This is a genomic window from Streptococcus suis (genome assembly GCA_024583055.1).
Lineage (GTDB): Bacteria > Bacillota > Bacilli > Lactobacillales > Streptococcaceae > Streptococcus > Streptococcus suis_V.
This window is the reverse complement of the sequence record CP102145.1, coordinates 219186-239131: the sequence shown is the minus strand read 5'-3', so window position 1 is coordinate 239131 and position 19946 is coordinate 219186. Positions and strand designations below refer to the sequence as shown.

General features: G+C 41.7%; 20 protein-coding genes. All 20 read right to left on the bottom strand.

Annotation, left to right across the window (positions count from 1 at the left end):
• Nucleotides 1-86: 86 nt before the first annotated feature.
• The gene (locus tag NQZ91_01125; GenBank protein ID UUM58793.1) at nucleotides 87-1379 is read right to left on the bottom strand and encodes a recombinase family protein; all 1293 of its coding nucleotides are present in this window, start codon (nucleotides 1377-1379) and stop codon (nucleotides 87-89) included.
• Nucleotides 1342-2583 (bottom strand): recombinase family protein, encoded by a 1242-nt coding sequence (locus NQZ91_01120; GenBank protein ID UUM58010.1) that lies wholly within the window; start codon nucleotides 2581-2583, stop codon nucleotides 1342-1344. Before NQZ91_01120 ends, NQZ91_01125 begins: the two co-directional genes overlap by 38 nt.
• Before the next feature lie 222 nt (nucleotides 2584-2805).
• A complete protein-coding gene (locus tag NQZ91_01115) occupies nucleotides 2806-4275 on the bottom strand; it encodes an N-acetylmuramoyl-L-alanine amidase (GenBank protein UUM58009.1) in 1470 nt (489 codons plus the stop codon).
• Between the two features lie 6 nt (nucleotides 4276-4281).
• Nucleotides 4282-4677, bottom strand: coding sequence for a phage holin family protein (locus tag NQZ91_01110; protein ID UUM58008.1), 396 nt, complete (start codon nucleotides 4675-4677; stop codon nucleotides 4282-4284).
• A complete protein-coding gene (locus NQZ91_01105; protein ID UUM58007.1) occupies nucleotides 4655-5023 on the bottom strand; it encodes a hypothetical protein in 369 nt (122 codons plus the stop codon). Before NQZ91_01105 ends, NQZ91_01110 begins: the two co-directional genes overlap by 23 nt.
• A 5-nt stretch (nucleotides 5024-5028) precedes the next feature.
• Nucleotides 5029-5235, bottom strand: a complete 207-nt coding sequence (locus NQZ91_01100) for a hypothetical protein (protein ID UUM58006.1) — start codon at nucleotides 5233-5235, stop codon at nucleotides 5029-5031.
• 12 nt (nucleotides 5236-5247) lie between these two features.
• Nucleotides 5248-9729, bottom strand: coding sequence for a gp58-like family protein (locus NQZ91_01095; GenBank protein ID UUM58005.1), 4482 nt, complete (start codon nucleotides 9727-9729; stop codon nucleotides 5248-5250).
• Nucleotides 9729-10451 (bottom strand): phage tail protein, encoded by a 723-nt coding sequence (locus NQZ91_01090; protein ID UUM58004.1) that lies wholly within the window; start codon nucleotides 10449-10451, stop codon nucleotides 9729-9731. Before NQZ91_01090 ends, NQZ91_01095 begins: the two co-directional genes overlap by 1 nt.
• Nucleotides 10448-13306 (bottom strand): phage tail tape measure protein, encoded by a 2859-nt coding sequence (locus NQZ91_01085; GenBank protein UUM58003.1) that lies wholly within the window; start codon nucleotides 13304-13306, stop codon nucleotides 10448-10450. Before NQZ91_01085 ends, NQZ91_01090 begins: the two co-directional genes overlap by 4 nt.
• A 182-nt stretch (nucleotides 13307-13488) precedes the next feature.
• Entirely contained in the window at nucleotides 13489-13908 is a 420-nt protein-coding gene (locus NQZ91_01080; protein UUM58002.1) for a hypothetical protein, read from the bottom strand.
• 11 nt (nucleotides 13909-13919) lie between these two features.
• Nucleotides 13920-14489 carry a phage tail protein gene (locus tag NQZ91_01075; GenBank protein UUM58001.1) on the bottom strand — a complete coding sequence of 190 codons (570 nt, stop codon included), beginning with the start codon at nucleotides 14487-14489 and terminating at the stop codon, nucleotides 13920-13922.
• A 1-nt stretch (nucleotide 14490) separates the two neighbouring features.
• Nucleotides 14491-14817, bottom strand: coding sequence for a hypothetical protein (locus tag NQZ91_01070; protein ID UUM58000.1), 327 nt, complete (start codon nucleotides 14815-14817; stop codon nucleotides 14491-14493).
• A gap of 6 nt (nucleotides 14818-14823) precedes the next feature.
• Nucleotides 14824-15192, bottom strand: a complete 369-nt coding sequence (locus tag NQZ91_01065; protein UUM57999.1) for an HK97 gp10 family phage protein — start codon at nucleotides 15190-15192, stop codon at nucleotides 14824-14826.
• Nucleotides 15185-15523: a phage head closure protein gene (locus NQZ91_01060; protein UUM57998.1), complete on the bottom strand. Its 339-nt coding sequence runs from the start codon at nucleotides 15521-15523 to the stop codon at nucleotides 15185-15187. Before NQZ91_01060 ends, NQZ91_01065 begins: the two co-directional genes overlap by 8 nt.
• Nucleotides 15523-15780, bottom strand: a complete 258-nt coding sequence (locus NQZ91_01055) for a head-tail connector protein (protein UUM57997.1) — start codon at nucleotides 15778-15780, stop codon at nucleotides 15523-15525. The genes NQZ91_01060 and NQZ91_01055 overlap by 1 nt, the downstream gene beginning before the upstream one ends.
• Nucleotides 15781-15782: 2 nt before the next feature.
• Complete coding sequence (locus NQZ91_01050; protein UUM57996.1) at nucleotides 15783-16988, bottom strand: phage major capsid protein; 1206 nt, start codon at nucleotides 16986-16988, stop codon at nucleotides 15783-15785.
• 18 nt (nucleotides 16989-17006) lie between these two features.
• Nucleotides 17007-17702 (bottom strand): Clp protease ClpP, encoded by a 696-nt coding sequence (locus tag NQZ91_01045; GenBank protein ID UUM57995.1) that lies wholly within the window; start codon nucleotides 17700-17702, stop codon nucleotides 17007-17009.
• A complete protein-coding gene (locus NQZ91_01040) occupies nucleotides 17695-18978 on the bottom strand; it encodes a phage portal protein (GenBank protein ID UUM57994.1) in 1284 nt (427 codons plus the stop codon). Before NQZ91_01040 ends, NQZ91_01045 begins: the two co-directional genes overlap by 8 nt.
• 323 nt (nucleotides 18979-19301) lie before the next feature.
• On the bottom strand, nucleotides 19302-19640 hold the full coding sequence (locus NQZ91_01035; protein UUM57993.1) for a type II toxin-antitoxin system RelE/ParE family toxin: 339 nt from the start codon (nucleotides 19638-19640) through the stop codon (nucleotides 19302-19304).
• Nucleotides 19633-19926, bottom strand: coding sequence for an antitoxin (locus NQZ91_01030; GenBank protein UUM57992.1), 294 nt, complete (start codon nucleotides 19924-19926; stop codon nucleotides 19633-19635). The genes NQZ91_01035 and NQZ91_01030 overlap by 8 nt, the downstream gene beginning before the upstream one ends.
• Between the last annotated feature and the right edge of the window lie 20 nt (nucleotides 19927-19946).

The window sequence follows — 19946 nt, the reverse complement described above, 5'->3', positions numbered from 1 at the left end:
GTCCTCCTATCCTTTTATCATTCATTAAATTAGTTTTATTATACCACGAAACAACAAAAAAACTGCAACCTTTCGGTCACAGTCACTTACAAGCCTACCTCAGTCCTCTCTAAGAATTTTACACTTATCTGCCCATCTTCTGAAATTGTAATACTGTCCAAAACCTGACACATCTCATACGAATCGAAATCCCATGAAGGCTTGTTTATCATTTCAGCCAACTTCGAACAAAAATGCTTTTCTAGCGGACGATTTTCTTCCAGAATCTTATTCCACTTTCCATGCAATAGATCCACGTTCTCACTCAATAGTTCTACAGCCATTACTACGGCTTTCTCTAGCGTTTCTTCATCAATATGGTTATTCTGACAGCCAATCTGTCCTTTGACCCTATATCGATTGTTACATTGCCACACCTTCCTTTTTCCTCGGCTAGTCGTCCAGTTCTTTCGTCCAAAGGCATCACCGCACTCGGCACAGAAGACCTTTGTCATAAAAGGATTGTCCTCATTTTGAAGGTGGTAAAAAGGAATACCATGTTCTTCTCTAAAAGCCTTTCGCCTTGCTATCTCGAGCTGAACCGTCTCCCACATCTCGTGATCAATGATACCTTCATGGTTGTTGGCAACATAAAACTGGTTAACCTGACCATCATTTTCCGTTCGTTTCTTGGTGAGGAAATCCACGGTGTAGGTTTTCTGAAGAAGGGCATCACCCTTGTACTTCTCATTCTGAAGCATTTTCAAGATGGAACTGGGGTACCAGTTAGCCTTACCCGACCAACCAGGAACCTCTCGGTCGTTGAGGTCTCTAGCGATGCTTTCTGGGGTGTAGCCTTTTAGGAATTGCTCGTAGATGTATCTTACCACTTTGGCTTGTTCTCGATTGATGATAAGGTTGCCATCTTTATCCTTATCGTAGCCCATAAACTTGGTGGTATTGACTCTGACCTCACCACGTTCGAATCGCTTTCGGATACCCCAAGTGGCATTCTCAGAAATTGACCGTGATTCGTCTTGAGCAAGGGATGAAAGTATGGTCAAGAGAACTTCTCCTTTTGAATCAAGACTATCAATGTTCTCCTTCTCAAAAGTAACACCAATGCCTAGGTCTTTCAGCTCACGGACATACTTGATACAATCCAAGGTATTCCTCGCAAATCGACTGATGGACTTAACCAAAATCCTATCCACCTTACCAGCCCTACAATCTTGTATCAACCGGTTAAAAGCATCACGTTTTTTGGTATTGGTTGCTGAGATGCCCTCATCCGCATAGATGTCAACTAACTCATAGTCCTCGTGTTTAGAGATAAACTCTCGGTAATAATTAACTTGGTTTTCATAACTTGATAGCTGTTCTTCTTGGTCGGTGGACACTCGACAATATGCGGCTACTTTGATTTTCTTCCTGACCTGATGTTGAACACTGGTCTGCACTTTCTTGGCCGGAATAACTGTAATACTTTTCCCCATTTCTATCCCTTTCTATTACTGTAACAGTTGAGGTTATCTCCCAATTTGAAATATCTACTTCTGGCACTCGCATACCCTGACAAGTTGCTTTTCCCTCTTTTATGTATTTGGAACAGCACCAAACAATTTTTTTCTTGTAAGAAACTTGTCTCTTTAAAGTCGAACCACAATGCTGACACTTTAATAACCCCGTAAATTTATAGGTTTTGTTTCTACCTTGTTGCCATCTTCTACTGATTAGTTTGTCCTGGACTGCTTGCCAATCTTCCATAGAAATAATGGCTTCATGATTATCCTCTATAAAGTATTGTTCGAGTTCACCCTGATTCAATTTTTTAGGACCATTCACACCATCGTGAAAATACTTCTGCAATAAGACTGAACCATTGTACTTTTCATTGCTTAACATTTGACGGATTGTGGTGTCATGCCATTTAGCACCTGTAACAGTCGCAACGCCCTTTTCATTTAACAGCTTGGCAATACGATGAGTACCATACCCTTCAAGGTAAAGTGCAAATATTTGCCTGACTATCAAAGCTTCTTCTGGATTGATAATCAACTCACCATTCTCGTCTAAATCGTATCCTAAGAATCGCTTGGTGTTAATGACTAGCTCACCTCGTTGGAACTTCTTTTGAAATGCCCAACGTTGATTGCCACTCATACTCCTCAACTCGTCCTCTGCAATACTCGCTAATACTGAAAGCATCACTTCCCCTTCACTTGAAAGGGTATGAATGTTTTGTTCCTCAAAGAATATGTCTACTCCTATTGCCTTCAGTTCACGACTAATTTCAAGAACTGTAACCGTGTTTCTGGCAAAGCGGGCAATCGACTTGGTATGAATAACATCAATCATACCTTTACGACAATATTCAATCATGGCTTGAAAATTTGGACGATTATCCTTAGAACCAGATATACCTTTGTCATGATAAACACCTACAAAATCAATATCGTCTCTATTGGAATACAGGTTTTCAAAATACTGTTTCTGATTTTCTAACGATTCTAACTGACTTCCATTAGTCGTCGAAACTCGAATGTAGGCACAGATCCTCTGCTTGTGTTTTTGATTATTGACTCTAATCTTTTTTACGAACATTTACTCTCCTTCCTATGTAATGGCACACTATATATCACTCTAAAGGGAAAATTAGTCAAGTTATCAGACAAACTAATTCGACCTGATAAATTTATGCCATAGTTCATGGAATACAAATATTCCTCCTACCTTACTAGGTAGGTTTGGGAGTAATTTTTCCGCATTTTTTGAAAAAAAGGCAAAAAAATAAAGCCTGATGTTCCCACCAGGCTTATTACTAAATTATGAAATTCTAAACCAACCAACAACTTTACCGAGTTTAACTGTTCCAGTTGAATCGTAGAGTGAGCCATCCGCCATCCATTGACGTTTCACACGACGAGTGATCCCACCGCCACCAATTTCTAGTTGGTCATTGATACCGTTCTTATTATGGTCAGAATATCCATCAATATTCTGTTCCACACCATCAATACTTTTTCCATCAGAATCCGTCACACAGACACCAATATGCCCATATACCATACCATCTGTTTGAATGACATAGAAATCACCTGCTTTAGGATTCACACCCCAAGAATCGTAGATTACTTGGAAACCATTTGATTTTGCTTTCTTCAAACAGTCAATGGCATTAGTATAGGACATATTCTTGTCCGTCAACTCTTGCACAATCTTATCCACCAAGGCGACACACTGTCCACCGTAAGGGTTAGATGGAACGGTCACCTTTTGACCGACCTTGGATAATGCTGATGCAACCACACGACTTGCAACACTGGTTGGAATAGCGGTTGTTGTCCTTGAAGCCGCGTTGACCTTTAGAGTTTGTCCAACTCTTAAAATATCCGTCTTCTTCAAGCCATTCACCGCAAGAAGGGCATCAACTGTTAAACCAAACTTCCGAGCGATTCCATAATACGTATCGCCTTTCTGTGCTTGATAGGTCTGCTCACTATGGCCTTTGGTTGTTCCTGCTACATCCTGCTCAAGCACCCAGGACTTGATTCCATCAAGTAGATATGCTCTCTTACTGTTGGACTGGTGAACATTTTTTACTTGGAGGATTTTGTAGGTGCGCCCCTTGACCCAGTTGGCGATTTTCTGACCAGTCTGATAATGAGTCGCATGAGGCAACACCCTAAGACTATCACCAACAAGATAGATTGGTTTTGAAGGAGTTCCTGAACTCCCAACGGTTGAACTGGGGGGCGAGGGAACAATGGTCTTGACTTCAACTCCTGTTATAGCTGATACAAGACCTCTCGCAATATCCTCTTTCTTGTTCTCAAAAATCGCCATATCTTGTTCATTATCAATGAAGGCAATTTCCACCAAACGATAGGTGTATCCACGACTTGCTGCTTGGTTGGCATTATAGAGCCAATCTACCTTCTTAATGCCACGATTTTGGAAATAACGTGAAAGAAGAGATAGGATAGCCATATCTTCCTTATCCGCTTCTAAGGAAGATTGAATCAAGACTTCTGTTCCTTTTGCACTACCATTAAAGGCATTGAAGTGCAATTCAGTAATCGAGTCGTATCCCTTTCCAATACTAGTAATACTCCGATAATCATAAACATTTTGTTCGGTAATAAAATCAATCTGTTGTCCACTGTACTTAGACATGATCTTGGCTAATTCTCGAACCTTTCCTGCTTCTGTGATGCCTAGTTTGGCATTCACTGCTCCAGGATCATAGCCTGTTCGCCCTTGTCCATGACCACAAATGACTAGATGCTTTCCCATATCTACTCACCTCTCGTTGATTTGTTTTAAGATTGCTTGTAGTTTCTCAGGTATTGGTAGACCAATTCGAACGGTATTTTCTAAAATACTTAACCCCTCATTACTGAGATAAAAGAAAATGACCATGGTTCGAATCGTTCCACCCTGCTTGATGATTGCAGTATCAATCATATGACCTAGTGAAACTAAAAATAAAATGGCTATCTTTTTAAAGATGCCACGAAAACCAATACTACTAGACAATTGTTTCTCTACAACCGCCGCAAAAATTCCTGTTAGATAGTCAATAATAATGAAGACAAGTAGGGCATATAGAATACCATCCAACTCTCCAAATAGACTACCAATCAAGCCTCCAATCATGGAAAATAAAATCTTATTAAGAGTTAACAGTTCCTTCATCGGTCACCTCGCTTTCTACTGAACCTTCCTGTACAATGGTAGGGTCTGACCAATCCGGTTGACCGTTCTCATCAAACCGCATCAGATAAAAACATTCATGGAATAAATCAGAAAGGTTCAGAGTTAATGTCGTACTACCCCACTGATTAAAAGCCCAAACTGTTTCTGTTGTAACCAACTGTCGCTTTCCATTTTTAATGGCAGGTCGCCTTACTTCTTCAAGATACATGTAAAAATCCTGCTCTGCTGTCTTACAACGAATGAACTCTCCATTCTTACGCATGTAAGCGAGAGCTGTCTCCAAATCAAATGGTTCTGTTACTTTGTCAATATTGAGAAGTGCCATGATAACTATTCTCCTTTCCCTTCTTCAGGTTTTGTCTGAACTTCTAATAGCTCAGTCAATTCCTGTTTTTCTTTACGCAGTAGGCTAAGTTCCTCATCCCTTTCCACCAATTGGATGGCAATGAGGTTCTTAGCGGTTATTTCATCAGAGAGCTTTGTGACAAGCTCTTGGATAGTTAGTTTTAATGATTGGTTGATTTGTTCTAGATTCATCTGTGAACTCCTTTATTTAATCGTATCCCATGTCAAGATGACGTCACCTCGACCTGTGATGTTTACTAAGTGTTTAAAATTGTGATTGAATTGATGAAGTACATCTTTCAAGCTGACATAGGTTGTCCCATTTCGATAGATGCGGATATCTCCGATATTCAAAATGGAACTTGGTCGATCAGATGCTTTATAGGCATCGATACTAAGTCGGTTAGGCAACGTTACTATTTCCCAGCCATCTGGATTGGTATATGGAGCACTAGCTAATCGTACTTTATCACCTACCACATCAATTTGGTCGGTATCAGTACCATTCCATGCTCGAATCCCTACAAAGCCACCGTCATTGGCATTCCAGTTGTTCCATCGATTCGAACCAATAATGGTTACACCACATGGTTTCCCGTTTGACGTTCCTGTCTCAAAGGAAACCCATTGGTGGGGATATCCACTAACCTCTCGAGAAATGGATGGAGAGTTGGTAAAGAACTTGATGTTCCCAAGTGAAAGATTGATTTTCATAGCTCCGTTGATGGCTGACAAAATACCGCCTGAAATTTTGTTGGCAGATAGGGTTACTGACTGCACTTGTGTTATAAAGGCCGATTTGGCAAACAACTGCTTGAGGTAGGCTTCTGTTGCCATAAACTTGGTAAAGAAAGCCTGGTCAACCTTTAACTTATCCGCAGTGATTGCTTCTGCTCCAATACGAGCTGCCGAGATGATGCCTGACGTAATCTTACCTGCATCAAGACTTGCAATCTTTCCGCTCGCAATGACACCATCTTGGATGTAGGTAGTACCTGTAATTTGGACGAGTTTACCATCAATCTTGACTGTGCCATCCTTATTGAGATTAAGTTGACTTAATACTGTTCCTGCACTGGTCAGATTTCTAACCGACCACGACCCAGCAAGTGTTGAAACCTGAGTTTGAATGGCATTCACTGCCGCCATTGTCGCTCGACTTGTTTCTAGATTGCCAACTCGTGTCACAATCCCATTAGCCGTTTGAACAACCTGACTGATTTGATTGGTGTGATCTCCAATTGTTCGAGTATGACTGCTTACAGTATCCCGCACTTCATGAAAGGCGGTAACCGTCGTAAAGTCGTCTAATGACGGTGTCCAATAGTCTGGAAAAAGATCACCAGTTGATACCATTAAGGCTCTCACATGGAACTTACCAGTCTTAACCCCATCAACTCTGACTTGAAGTTCAAATCCTTTAGAGTGTTGGTACATCTCTTGAGTGACGGTGGCGGTCAGTTTAATTAAGCGATAGTTGTTACCCGTTGTCAGATTGCTACTCCATTTATTGTAGAAAGGGTGATACAAATTCCAGTTGGTCCATGTCCAAACATTTTGACTATCCAATATTGGACCTTGAAGTTTCATAGTACGAGTCGTTACAGCAGGGTCAAAGGTAATCTCATCCGCTGAGACATGAACATATAAATGAACTTTTGATCCAACATAGATACCACTACTATCTCCAAATTGAACTCTTCCTAAAGGGGCTACCCAGTTACTATTGGCATTTATCGTCTGATAAGCACCCCATCTATCCGAAGTACCAGCTATTAAGTTGCGATGCGAAACTGAGGTAGGGATTCTGCTTTCCGTTTGACTGATTCTCTGGGTAAAACTATCAGAGGTGGTTCTAACCAAATTCTGCACACTAGTTGTCGTCGCATAGGGTTGGAGAGAACTGCTGGTTAGATAGCCACGACCAGTAATATTGGAATCGACCTGTGACTTGGTTTGGTAGCCTTTTGAGTTAATAGCTGATTCAACTTGCGTACTTGTTAGTCGTTGTTCAATTTGCCCAGCCTGTGTTCGGATAGTGGATTCTGCACTTGTTACTCGACCAGTCAAGCTATTAAAATCTGTCTTTGCGACTTTCTGTGAGATGGCATTATTGGCAATAGTCAGCTCAGACTTGGTCTGACTAATCATTGTCGCATTGCTAGTTGCTTTTGAAAGGGCTGCTTCTGCCGTAGATTTCACACCGTCCACAAAGGTCTTGTCAGCTTTAAGTAAAATGGACTGGGTCGTTTGATTAATACTTGTCGTATGATTCTCAACTGTACTCTTGAGATTGTCATAGTCCATTTTAGATACTTTACTAGCCACATCACCCAACAATTGCCTGATTTGGGTTTCAGCATTCATCATTTTATTCTCAGTATGAGTAAGCTTTGTAGACAGCTGAGTTTGGCCCTCAGCTGTCTGAGTAATTAGTGTTCTGGTTTGACTGAGATCTGTGATTAAGTCTTCAGGAGCAGGTGACCAGTCAGTAGGCATAGAAGAAAGTTCAAACTTTGGTCTTCCAGCTAAGGCATTTCCTCTGACTTGCACAAAAAGATTGAGCTTTGCTACACTAACAACCGATACACCATCAGGAATACGAACCGTTCGGTATATTCGCTCGCGAGGTTGGGTTGCTGAAACAACTTTATAGCAGTTTAGATAGAGAGGATTGCCATTGGATAAAGTCAAGCGTAGCTCGCATCCTATCCTAGACTGTCCTCTTTCATCAGGCGACAGATTTTCCCCCTTGATATCAACGCTGATCGTCACAAACTTTCCTGCCTGAGCATAGTCGATAAAGTCCGAAGCACTATCTAGAAACTTACTCCCGGATGTAATATAAGTATCACTTTTTAGTATGTAATTTCGACCACCAAAATCAACTGGAATCTTAGCTACGGTCTCTCGAATCTCAGTTGTTATCCGATTCCCCAATTGCGTAATCGTTGACTCTGCAGTTTCGATTCTCTGTTTTGCTTGGTTAAAATCGCTAGTCTTAACACGCTGGGAAATTTGGTCTGCTTGCGTTTGAATCATGGATTCTGCACTAATTACTCGACCAGTCAGACTATCTACAAGTTGCTTACTCGCAAGAAGTTTTATATCCTCCTTGGTTTGCGAGAGATTGGTACTGACAGTTGCCAACTTTCCACTCAACAGTGATTTTGCTACATCAACCAATCGACTAGCTTCAGAGATAGCTTGTGATTTTGCTGTCGCAATTTTGGACTCTGTCTGACTACGCTCCGTTGAAGTCAAGCGGTTAGCTTCTTTAATGGCATCAAGCTTGGCTTGTTCTGCTCTTCTGATGGCTTCTGTGGCCCCAGTTTGAGCCTGTTCTGCCTTCAGTTTGGCTTCTGTGGCTAGGTTGGTGTTTACCCCAGCCTTTGCCAATAAATCACGAGTTGTGCGTTGCTGCTCCTCTTCTTGTTTCCGCATCTGTTGGTGAATAGAAGAAAGTTCACTATCAATGCTGGCCTTTAATCGATCCGCATAGACCTCCCCATGACTTTGAGCCTGTTCAATAGCGTTATCAATGGCTACTTGACGTTTCTCAAATTCTGCATCAAAGGCTCTGTTGGCATTTTCAAGGGCAATTTCAACGGCAACATCCTCACTCCGCCTATTCCCATCAAGGAGATTATTTGCTAGTGTACTTAAGCTAACGCCAGTTTTACCTGTTCCGATACTTGCCTTATCATCAAATGTGATAGAGCGGTAATTCTTAGCTAAAGGATCATAATCATAAGCGATGGCTTTCTTCCTCACATCAATTCCGTGTAGCTTGCTTTTTAAAGTTACGGTATCGCCTAGATGAACCATTTGACCATCTAACTCAAATGCCTCAATGATAATGGCATCTTTTGGCTTATCAATTCCCTCTAAGCGAAACTTGCTACTAGCCCACTCTATTAACTCTTGACGAGACCTGAGGTTATTATTGGTATAGGTCACTTCATTGATGAATGGATAGGAGTTTATCAGTGGACTGTCTACTGTGACTTGAAGTACAGTTTCCCTATCCTGCCCCTCTTGTTTAAAACTTGAAGTGGCATGAATGCGAGTGATAATCTGTGAACTTTCTTTTGTTCTCTGATACTTTTTCAAATTGTAGTGAGTAGAAATGACCACCCCACGGTCTTGTCCTCGCTCAACCTTTATAGTTAGGGCAAGATTATCACGAACCAGTTCCCCCTCCCAAGTTCCAATAATAGAATGTTTGCCATCCAACAAGCTGGAGTAAAGCGTCTGTTCCTTGTCCGTTGTATAGGTTCTGTTCTTGACAATGTCGCTGGTAAAAGAAAAATCTCCCAATGGAGACTTGCTTGCCATGACCATGCTTGATAGTGCTGTTGCACAGGGTACCTGTTCACACCTAAATGGCGATACTAACCTCGTCATGATGTCATCTGAAATGTGATAGGCCACAACTTCAAGACTGGTGTCTCCTTCGATGACTTTCTTTATCCGAAACAACTGATGTCCCAATACTGGAACTGGGCTACGAACGAGGTAGTCCTCTTTTAACTCTCGAAATAGTCCGCTGTCTGTTATCGGATAGGTAAAGTTCAGGACAAAATCCCCATTCAAGGTTTCCTTGACACTTGCCTTAATGGTTTCTGGGAGTGGTTTTCCATGCCATTTTGCTGTTCGAACAGTTTTGTCTAATAATGATAGCACTATGCCCACCCCCAATTCGTTTCTATTGTTAATGATGTGATGCCAGAACCTAAGACAACTCCAACTGAGTCATTTCTGCCTGCATCAATGGTAATGAAATCGCCAGTCCATTTTACAGGCTGACCTCTTTGTGTCTTAAAACTTGGCTGACTAGGATTATTATCCATAATGAGTGTTTCCTGTAATCGCTCCAAGCGGATGACATCATCCCCAATCGTAAAGCTAGTTTCACTACTTGAGTTGCCACTTATGGTAATCTTTGGAAAAGCAATGGCTGAACCTTGACTTCTCAAAGTACCACTAGACCTAAACACCTGCGAGGTCGTCGTTTTGAACCACTTGGTTGGGTGACAAGAAAAGGTAACCTTAAGCTCATACACCCCCAGCTTATCCTTTTGAACTGGAGTATGGTGAACTTTGTAACACCAAAATCGTATAGTCTTGAAACTAGCGTTCTCAAGCCAAAATCCTTCTTTCAAAAATAGCTTCAAAAAGGAAAATAACTGTTCTTCACTAGGTTTTACAAGATAGAGGGTGTAGCTCAGTTCCATGACACTTCTGCGAGGATTGGTTTGAAGAACCGCTCCTGACAGGCCTTGGTGTTCTATCAATTGCGACTTACTTTCACTTACTGTGATTGAAGGACTATCTTCCACGATTACCTTAAAAGGAAAACTAGACGTGGATACTCCACCAATGGTTAATGCATTATGTCTAATCATGGTTTCACTCCTCTCAATCCTTGTTGGCGTTCTAATTCATACACTAGTTTCTCTCCAACCATCTCTGCAAGTCGGTGAAGGTCAGTCTCTTCTCTAACTGTGTTACCTGAAATAGTGATGTGAATGGTTGGTAGATTACTTGTCATGGTCTTTGCGATTCCTCGACCAATTGCACCCAATGTTTGTTCATTCAAAGGCAACACCGCTTCTTTTCCTGCTTCACCACCAACCATCAGGCTATTACCATTCATTCCAAATGCCGTTGGTTTGGTTAAGATACCTCCCTTGGCATACCAATCAATAGAAATTCTTGGAATACCACCCTTCAACCAATCAAGAGGATTAGCAGATCCTGACACCCTAAAGTGAGGGAGGGGAATATGCGGCCAGCGAATTTGGAAGTTGAAGAGATTTTTGATGGCATTAATAGCGTTACTTACGGCATCTCTCGCTCCATTGATGGCATTTGAAATGGTATTCTTGACACCATTCCAAACAGATGACACCGTGCTTGAAATGCCATTCAAGACACTAGAGACCGTGTTTCGGATACCGTTCCAAATATTGGATACCGTGACTCCAATATTGGATAAGATATTAGATATGGTTGATTGGATTGCTGACCAAATGGATGAAACGACTGAACTGATAGCTGTCAGTAAATTTGAGATGGTATTCTTGATACCTGTCCAAGCAGTTGAGATGTACTGGGCGATGAAATTGAGGGCTAAGGAAATAAGGGACTTGATGCCCTCCCATGCCATCGACAAGACCTGTTTGATGGTTTCCCAAGCGCCAGTCCAATCACCAGTGATAACCTGCATGACTGCCTTGATGATACCAAGTACCACATTGATAGCAGTCTCGACCACAATCTTTATCATCTCCCAAGCGGCTGTGATGATGAGTTTGATATTCTCCCAACTTGCTTGGATGAGCGGTCCAAGAATAGTCATCACCGTTTGAATAACCGTATTGATGGCATTCCATACCGTGGTTGCAGCATTTAGAATCAATTGCTGGTTTTCAGTCCACCATGTGGTTAGCGTTCCCCAGATGGACATAACAAAACTAGAAATCTGCTGGATGATCATGGACAGAAAGGCATAGATACTATTCCAGATTTCCGTCACAGCCGTTCGAAAGCCTTCGTGATTCGTCCAGAGTTCTTTTAACCCAACAATCAGTAAGGTAATGGCAGCTACAATACCAACAATAATCCCCACAATCGGCAAAAATGCCGTTATCATTCCAACAACGGTTGTCCCCATAGCGGCTGCCGCAACCTGTAAGCCCAAGAAAATAGGAAGTAACATACCTACCACGGCTAAAATACCTGTGAAGATAATGACGACTTCCTTGATGGGACTGGATAAGTTGGTAAACCAAGTTGCTAGTTGACTAACAATGTCTGCCAAACTTTGGAAGACTGGAATAAGCATCTCCAGAATCGGTTGACCGATTGCTGCTAGAGCATTAGTTCCAGACTGTCTTAAGTTACCCAGAACGTTTTCCAGTCCATCTGATTCCCTTGCAGCTTGTCCCAAGGCTCCAGAGAGTTCATTGCCGTCCTCTACCATTTGAAGGAGGGTTAACTGCTTCTGAGCTTCTGATAGTTCATTGAAGGACTTTCCATAGAGCTTGTTCGCCGCTGCATTACGAGTGGTTTCTGTCGCAGAAATACCTAGAGCTGCGTCATTTTCATAGTTTCCTTTGAGGAAGGACTGCAGGTTTTCGGTGACTTCTTCGATGGATTTGTCGTAAAATGCTGCCCCATCAGCCGCTGCTCTGGTGGCACGAGTGGTCAGATCCAAAGCCTGAGCCGTATCCATTCCAGAGGTTTTGGCAAAGGAAGCCATCTGAGTGAAGGAGCCTTGAAGACGCTCTGGAACAATGTCCATCTCTTCCCCAATCTTATTGAGGGCATCCTTAGCAGCATTCTCCATATCCCCAAATACGGTAGAGAATTGGGCATTGCTGGCTTGAAGTTGAGCTGCCGCAGACATGGACTCTGTTCCGACTTCGAAGATTTTCTGAGAGATGTCTGCTAGCTTCTCACTGGTCGCTTGAAGTGCCTCAGCCCGAATGGTGTCAGACATGGCTTTCATGCCATCCTGAGCACCATCAGCAGAGGATTTGGTCTCATCCATCTCATTGTTCAGGTTATTGAGTGCGGTCTTTGCTTGGTTCAACTCAGCTTCCATCTTATTCGCTTCAATGGAATTCTCACCATATTCACTCTTTGTCAGGGCTAGTTGCTTTTCGAGATTGGAAATTTGTTTAGAAACAATTTCTGACTGTGCTCCAATCTTTTGTTGGGCTATGGCATTGCGTTCTGCTTCGGAACTATTGGATGACAAAGCACTTTCTTGTAACTCAAATTGAGACGTGACCTTGTTCATCTCACTTGCTAACTGCCCCTGCTCCACTTGGAGTTTATCTAATTGGTGAGCCGCTGAACTACTAGCTCGACCGTGATTCTCAAGTGTTGATGATACATCAGCTAACTTAGTTTCATAGGACGTTAACAGCCTTTGAGTAGTTTCCACCTCACGTTGAAAGGCACGGTACTGGTCTGCCCCAATATCCCCAGCCTTAAATTGAGCTTCCACCTGTGATTGGGCTTGACGGAGCGTTGACAATTTTTCTTTGGTTGTCTCGACTTGTTTTGCCAAGACTTCCTGCTTTTGCGTCAGAAGAGTGACATTGCCAGTATCAAACTTGAGAGCCTTATCAATCTGTCTTAGTTCTTTGGTAGCTTCAGATGCTTGTTTGTTTACACCCTTAAGTGCATCTTGTAAGGGTTGGGTATCGCCACCAATTTCAATCGTAATTCCCTTGATGTTTCCAGCCATAGACCCTCCTTTCTACCATCAGAAATTATCAAAATCAGCTTGAGTTGCCCGGCGTGTTTGAGAAGTTTCTCGAGTACGCATCTCCACATAGTCCGTTTGGTAGTCAAGTGCCATCCCAATAGAGATATGTTTTAAATCGTCAATGGTCAGACCAGTCTCCTTACAACAGGAGAAATAACTCTCTACTGTGAAGATTTCTTCACTCGCTGTTTCTGTTTCATCTGCTTTTTTCTAGTGGACATCCCTTGTTTCAACATATTCATCAAGACAGGGGCTACTTCCTGCACTGGAAATTCTTTCATCTCCATATAAAAATCCACAAATGGTTTCACTCGTGGATTGGCTGACTTCGCAAAGACCCAAAAGATTCGATGGAAAAATGTCATATCGAAATCAGACAGAATAGAAACATCAATATGATGTGCCTGTAATTCCTCTCCATCTTCTAACTGGTCAAGTTTTGCCAAGATTGCTTGACTATTGACCATCGAGAATAAATCTTGAAAATAGTCCTTACCAAACTGCTCTTTATAAGCAATTGGAGTATAGGCATTGGTTGCTAACTCGTAGGTCGTGCCTGCTATGGTAATACTTTCTCTCATGGCCATCTCCCTTACTTACGAGGTTCAAAAACTGCCTTGAACCAGTTTTGACGAATCTCATCACTCGTTTCCTCCGTTGTTCGTCGACGTACAACCTTATCAAGAGGGCGAGGACTGGCAGTAAAGGTCAACTCTACCTCATTGATATCTGAACCAGACTTGGTTTTTGAACCAACAGTCGGACGAGATGCGTAACAATAATACAAAACGTGTAATGTTTCTTTTTTATCCCCTTCAAAACGGAACATCAACGCAAAATTTTTCTTTTCGCTGTTTGCGATTTCTGAAATGGTATTTGTCGTCGCATCCAACTGCTCTCCAAGGACTCGAGTCAAAAATTCCTGCGTTAGAAGAGCAACTTTTAGTGTTCCTTCGTAACCATCGTTTGACTCCGTTGTATAAAAATTGATATTGTCTGCCTTATAAGAACCCTTATCACCAGTTGGTTCAAGGGTTAATTCTGCAGCACCACGAAGTCGTTCTACATTGCCGTATGTCAACGTACCATCAGAACCTTCGCTTGTAACTTCTGCCCAATGGACATCTTGTAGTCCAAAGGTGACCTTATTCTTTTCAGCCATATTATCCTCCATGTAATGTGATGTAATAGGTTATTTGGTAGAGTTTCTCAGATGAGATATAGGTCTCTACTTTTTCATAATAAATAAGGTGGCTGTCAAATAATGACTCCACCTTTTGCTCAGTCGCCAAATCTTTCTTAGTAGTATAGAGTTCCACTAGCAGGTTATTCTGCTTATGATAGGTCCAATTGTCTGCACCATGATTTTCTGAATCAGTTACCAAATAAACTAGATACGGTGGTCTTGGACGACTCCCCTCCTCAAAATGATGGTAGGCAAGAGGAAACTGTAATTCTTTGAGAATGGCGTACAATTCGCTCAGTAACATGTCCTATCACACTCGCTTTCTCAGCTTTTCTTCTAAGGATTGTATCGCTTGTTTCTCAACAGGTGCGATATGCTTTATCCCCTCAACTCGCCCACCAAAGCTTTTGGCATGACCATTTTCTAATAGATGCGTCAGGCCTGGTGTTCGATTATGAATGGTCTTGGTTAGACCTGTACTGGTATCAATCGTCGCTTTACTCTTCCACCCTTTGGCATAAGATCCACTCTTTCTAGGTGACGTTGCTTTCAAGGTTTCGATGGATTCCTCAGTGACTTCCTCTACAACTTCACGCATCACCTCTGTGGTACCCACTACAAACTCCGCCAGCTCATTTGCGATGGCAGTTTCTAGTGCATCTAGTTCAATTCTAGTCATAACTCTCCTCCCTAATGGCGACGATGTAAATCAGTTGTCGTGGCACTGTATCTCCATCAATAGACTCAATCTCATAGGTTTGTCCCCGAAATTGAATACGAGTCGTTAAGGAATAAAGTCCAAGAATTGCCTTTTCATACCTGAGGGTGAACTGGACTTTCTCTTGTTCCAGTTTCGTCACACTCCCATCCCTTTCGGTCAAGGTGAGAGGACGACAAGAGCACCACCGGTCAAATAAAGGTATCCATGTCGAAGTTTCATTGCCAATCTCATCTTGAACAATCTGTCGAATCTGAAATGACAAGCGTTCCCTCAACGGTGCAATCTTCATCAGAACACATCCTTTCGTTCAGCCAACAACAAATGATAGAGGGTCACTTTCAACTCCTTATGATTGGCATCTTCTCTGTGTTCATAAAGATAGGTAACCCCATATAGGATTGCCGTCTTTAGAACATCTGAATACGTCGATTGACGCAGAATATCTTCACAGAGTTGTTTACTGGTTTCAAGCAACTGCTCAATCAGTCCATCCTCATCATCGTGTTCCACTTTGAGATACTGTTTTGCTTCTGCTAAACTAACCATGACTACTTAGCCTTTACTGTTAGTGTCTTCACGGCTTCAGGTAGGACTAACTTGCCATCAACACGTTGTGAAGCAAGAAAGCCAATCTGTCCATTATTGGCATAGAGTTCGTTCAGACGTTTGAAGGTGCGACCCTGACGGTCCGCAATCCAATAATATGAGAAATCACCAAATGCAATGGCCTTGTTTCCTGCTTCAGGAAGTGGGGCAAAGGTTGATGTATAGTATGGACGATTTAGAATCAAATCTGGTTGTCCAACTTGAGTGGATGGCTGCCAAATGTAATTACCATTGTTGTCCTTTAGTTTACGGATAGCCTTGACAGTTGTATCATGTAAAATCCAAACTGCGTTCTTACGATAGGGTGCAGGTAGAGAATGATACAGTTCAATCATGTCATCAAAGGTAATATCCTTTGTAGCAGTCATTGGACCTGTAACTTCTGCCTGAGTAAAGATACCTGTCGGTTTCTTAGAACCATCTCCAATCAAGAATGCCTTTTCTTCTTCCGTTCCAATACGACGAGCAAATTCAGCTGTCATATAGGATTCAAGGTCAAAGACTGAATCGTTTAGCAACTCTTCTGAAATACGAATGGCAGTCCCAATCTTATGAGAGTCTAGTGTCACCTGACCAAAGGTTTCTTCTGTTTCAGGATAGAGACCATTTTCATCCATCCATGAGGCTGAACCGTGTCCTGTCACAACAGGGATCTTACGTTCACCACTAGATGTTCTGATAACAGTCGCAAGGCTACGGAAGAAATTCTCTTCTTGTAATCCTTGAACTAGTTTCTTCTCATACTCATCAGGAACCAGATGACCACCTTCGGTATCTTCCCCAACTCGAAGGACATCTTTGACATCAAAGAAGTGACGCTTACGGACACTTGTCCAAAAAGTCTTGGCATAGCTATCTGAAGCCACACCCTTCTTTTCCTCTTCAGTAGTCTTGTCATTCAGAACTGTAGTGGGCTGCCCAATTAGAGCCTGTGAGGTTGGTTGAGCAAGTTCAAGGTCAATCTTTTCTTGTCGCTCCAACCGAGCAATTTCTTGATTATAGAGGTTGATTTTTGCTTCCATATCATCATAGCGTTTGGAATCTTCCTCAGATACAAGTCCATCTTCTGTTCGAACAGAATCAAGGAAGGTTTTTGCTTGTTGCCAAGCTTGGTTACGTTTTTCTTTCAATTCTAGTAATTTAGACATCAGTTCATTTTCCTTTCGTTATTTGAGCAAATTCAATCGTTTTTCCAACTGATTGATCGGGATTGTTTTCTTTGGTTGTTGGACTCCAAGTTTCGCCTGCATTTTGACAAGTAAATCTTGTTGGGCAGCAGTTCGACTGAAAGAATAACTCTCAATATCCATTCCGTGTTCCCCTTGCTTGTCAAAGAGAATCTTGTCCGCAAAGCCCAGTTCAACAGCCTTTTTGGCATTGAACCAAGACTCTGAGTCCATGAGGTGTGATAGCTTGGTTCTTGAAAGTCCTGTTCTTAATTCATAGGCATTGATGATGGATTCCTTGATTTCGCCCAACATTTCAATGACCTTCTGCATATCCTTAGCTTCACCTTGTGCCACAGTCCAAGGGTTGTGAATCATCATCATGGCAACCGGACTCATAGAAACCGTTGTACCTGCCATGGCAATGACACTAGCAGCACTTGCGGCTAAGCCATCAATCACTACATGGACATCACCTTTGTAATCCATCAACATGTTATAGATTTGAGCAGCCGCAAAAACATCACCCCCTGGACTATTAATCCAGAGGGTGATGTCTCCACTTCCTGCATGTAAATCATTTTTAAATACTTGTGGCGTGACTTCATCGCCAAACCACGTCTCATCAGCAATCTGTCCTTCAATACGAAGTGTTCGACCACTATCATCTTCTGTAAAATTCCAAAACTTATGCATCCAATTCCTCCTCAGATTGGGTTTCTTGTTCTAACGGTGCTTGTTTCATAAAGCCACCTGCATCCTTCAGTTTCGTCATGTTTCCATTTATCAAGTATAGATTACCTCCTTCCTCATCTGAAAGGAGATTCAAGTCCTCAAGTTCACGTATATCATTTGTCGACAGCCAGCCATTTTGTCTCCCAATCGCATAACCATTCATTCGACTCTGATAATCACCACGAAGAAGACCATCCACATTAAACTTCACAAAGTAGGATTTCTTTTCTTCGGGTAAAAAAAGAGACCTCTTGAAAGCCTGTTCGAGACGAACTACCCAGGGGTCTAAGGTATATTTAACAAATTCTAGAGATTGTTGCTCAATGTTTGAAAATGAGGATTTCTCCAAGTCACCAACCATATGAGGTGGAATGCGGTAGAGCCTTGCAATTTCATTAATTTGGAATTTTCTAGTTTGGAGAAACTGGGCTTCTTCAGGTGGAATGCCTATTTGAGTGTATTTCATCCCTTCCTCAAGAACTGCCACTTTATGGGCATTGGTTACCCCATTGTAGACTGCATTCCATGAATCTCTCACTCGTTTGGGATCCTTGAGAATACCTGGATGTTCCAAAACACCACCTGGATTTGCACCATTTTTAAAGAATGATGCCCCATAGTTTTCCGTAGCCAATGTCATACCGATAGCATTTTTAGCAAGGGCAATTGGAGAATAACCTATCAAGCCATCAAAACCAAGACCAGGTACATGAAGAACATCTTCTGCTCTTAAGATAGCATCTCCCTTTTCCTTAAAGTTAGGATTTTCTTCTGACTGACGCTTGTATTTGTAATAGAGCTTTCCACTTTCGTCCCGATGAACAGACATCTTATCTGGTAAGAGTGGGTAAAGACTGATTACCTGTCCACTCCTATCTCGGATAATCTGGACATAGGCATTGCCCCATATCAATAGATGGGTCATCAAGGTTTCTCTAAAGACAAAAGATGACATCTCATGGTTAGGTTCATCATGTAAGAGAAAATAAAGGGGATGTTCCACCTTCTTCTCCTTTCCAGTTGCCGTTCTCTCATAAACATGAATGGGTAGTGAAGCAACTGCTTCAGCTAAGATGCGGACACAAGCATAAACAGCTGTTGTCTGCATAGCTTTAAACTCATCCACATTCTCCCCACTGGTCGTTCGTCCAAACAGATATGAAAAGTCCTGACCTTCATAACTATTTCGTGGTTTATCTCTAGCCCGCTTACGTCCCAATAAATCTAGTAGTCCCATAGTTCCTCCTTTTGAGTACGAAAAAAGCACCTCCCCTTTGGAGATGCATTGAATTGTGATATGAAATTTCAACTAACATCATTACAATTTACTGTTCTGTGCAATAGTCAACATTCCTATTTTGCCAACTCTCTAAAAGCATCAATATGGCGTGAAAAAACCGAAGTTGTAACATCATCCAATGTTGATTGTTCAACAACTGTAGGTGTTGCCTGTTCCATATCTAATAGACAATAACAGTCATCAGATTTATTTATGGGAATATTATTTTTTATAACCACTGAGAATACCTTTTCCTTAATTTTCGCATAGAAAAATGGCCGTTATTTATTGAATAATTTAGCCCAATTTTGCTTAGAGTTCAAAATCCTTGCAACATAAACCTCATGGTTATCAATGTAATAAAAAGCTAGATAATTCTCGATTGGCATATATCGGTACCGTTTGCCATCATCTGTCAATTCCCCGTAACCACGACTAGACACCAAAGGACATGCTTCAGGAAAGGTCTCTAGAGTTTCAAGTGCAGTTAGGATAAGGTCTAGTTTGCTGTCGGCAGATTGTTGACTATAGAAATTATGTAAAATATAGTCATGAATCCCTCCTAAGTCCCTTTTGGCTTGATCCGTAAGGGAAACATGGTATCGTTTATGATTATTCAAGACCAAATTCCTTTCTCACATCAGCTAAAGATGTTAGTTTCCCTTGCTCAATTTCTTGATGGCCAATTAGAATTTCCTTTTTCAAGTCTTCAAAAGCAACTTGATACTGCGTCTCTTGTAAATCACTGTTTACGAACTCTTTGGGATCAACTGCTCCAGTCGCAATTTTACGAAGAGCAGCATTGAAGATATCAGACAGAGTCAGCTTTTCATCTGCTAAAATTTCTTTAGTTTGTTTATAAAAAGTTGAATCTGCTCTAAAGTTGACGGGCTGTGTGCTTGCCATAGTTCTTACCTCATTGTAAA

What these genes read in the sequence shown, in the direction of transcription:
- NQZ91_01070 (UUM58000.1), bottom strand. Translation starts at nt 14,817, where the DNA reads ATGTTACTGAGCGAATTGTACGCCATTCTCAAAGAATTACAGTTTCCT.
- NQZ91_01040 (UUM57994.1), bottom strand. Translation starts at nt 18,978, where the DNA reads ATGGGACTACTAGATTTATTGGGACGTAAGCGGGCTAGAGATAAACCA.
- NQZ91_01050 (UUM57996.1), bottom strand. Translation starts at nt 16,988, where the DNA reads ATGTCTAAATTACTAGAATTGAAAGAAAAACGTAACCAAGCTTGGCAA.
- NQZ91_01120 (UUM58010.1), bottom strand. Translation starts at nt 2,583, where the DNA reads ATGTTCGTAAAAAAGATTAGAGTCAATAATCAAAAACACAAGCAGAGG.
- NQZ91_01105 (UUM58007.1), bottom strand. Translation starts at nt 5,023, where the DNA reads ATGGCACTTCTCAATATTGACAAAGTAACAGAACCATTTGATTTGGAG.
- NQZ91_01065 (UUM57999.1), bottom strand. Translation starts at nt 15,192, where the DNA reads ATGACTAGAATTGAACTAGATGCACTAGAAACTGCCATCGCAAATGAG.
- NQZ91_01100 (UUM58006.1), bottom strand. Translation starts at nt 5,235, where the DNA reads ATGAATCTAGAACAAATCAACCAATCATTAAAACTAACTATCCAAGAG.
- NQZ91_01110 (UUM58008.1), bottom strand. Translation starts at nt 4,677, where the DNA reads ATGAAGGAACTGTTAACTCTTAATAAGATTTTATTTTCCATGATTGGA.
- NQZ91_01030 (UUM57992.1), bottom strand. Translation starts at nt 19,926, where the DNA reads ATGGCAAGCACACAGCCCGTCAACTTTAGAGCAGATTCAACTTTTTAT.
- NQZ91_01085 (UUM58003.1), bottom strand. Translation starts at nt 13,306, where the DNA reads ATGGCTGGAAACATCAAGGGAATTACGATTGAAATTGGTGGCGATACC.
- NQZ91_01080 (UUM58002.1), bottom strand. Translation starts at nt 13,908, where the DNA reads ATGAGAGAAAGTATTACCATAGCAGGCACGACCTACGAGTTAGCAACC.
- NQZ91_01115 (UUM58009.1), bottom strand. Translation starts at nt 4,275, where the DNA reads ATGGGAAAGCATCTAGTCATTTGTGGTCATGGACAAGGGCGAACAGGC.
- NQZ91_01060 (UUM57998.1), bottom strand. Translation starts at nt 15,523, where the DNA reads ATGAAGATTGCACCGTTGAGGGAACGCTTGTCATTTCAGATTCGACAG.
- NQZ91_01090 (UUM58004.1), bottom strand. Translation starts at nt 10,451, where the DNA reads ATGATTAGACATAATGCATTAACCATTGGTGGAGTATCCACGTCTAGT.
- NQZ91_01055 (UUM57997.1), bottom strand. Translation starts at nt 15,780, where the DNA reads ATGGTTAGTTTAGCAGAAGCAAAACAGTATCTCAAAGTGGAACACGAT.
- NQZ91_01075 (UUM58001.1), bottom strand. Translation starts at nt 14,489, where the DNA reads ATGGCTGAAAAGAATAAGGTCACCTTTGGACTACAAGATGTCCATTGG.
- NQZ91_01045 (UUM57995.1), bottom strand. Translation starts at nt 17,702, where the DNA reads ATGCATAAGTTTTGGAATTTTACAGAAGATGATAGTGGTCGAACACTT.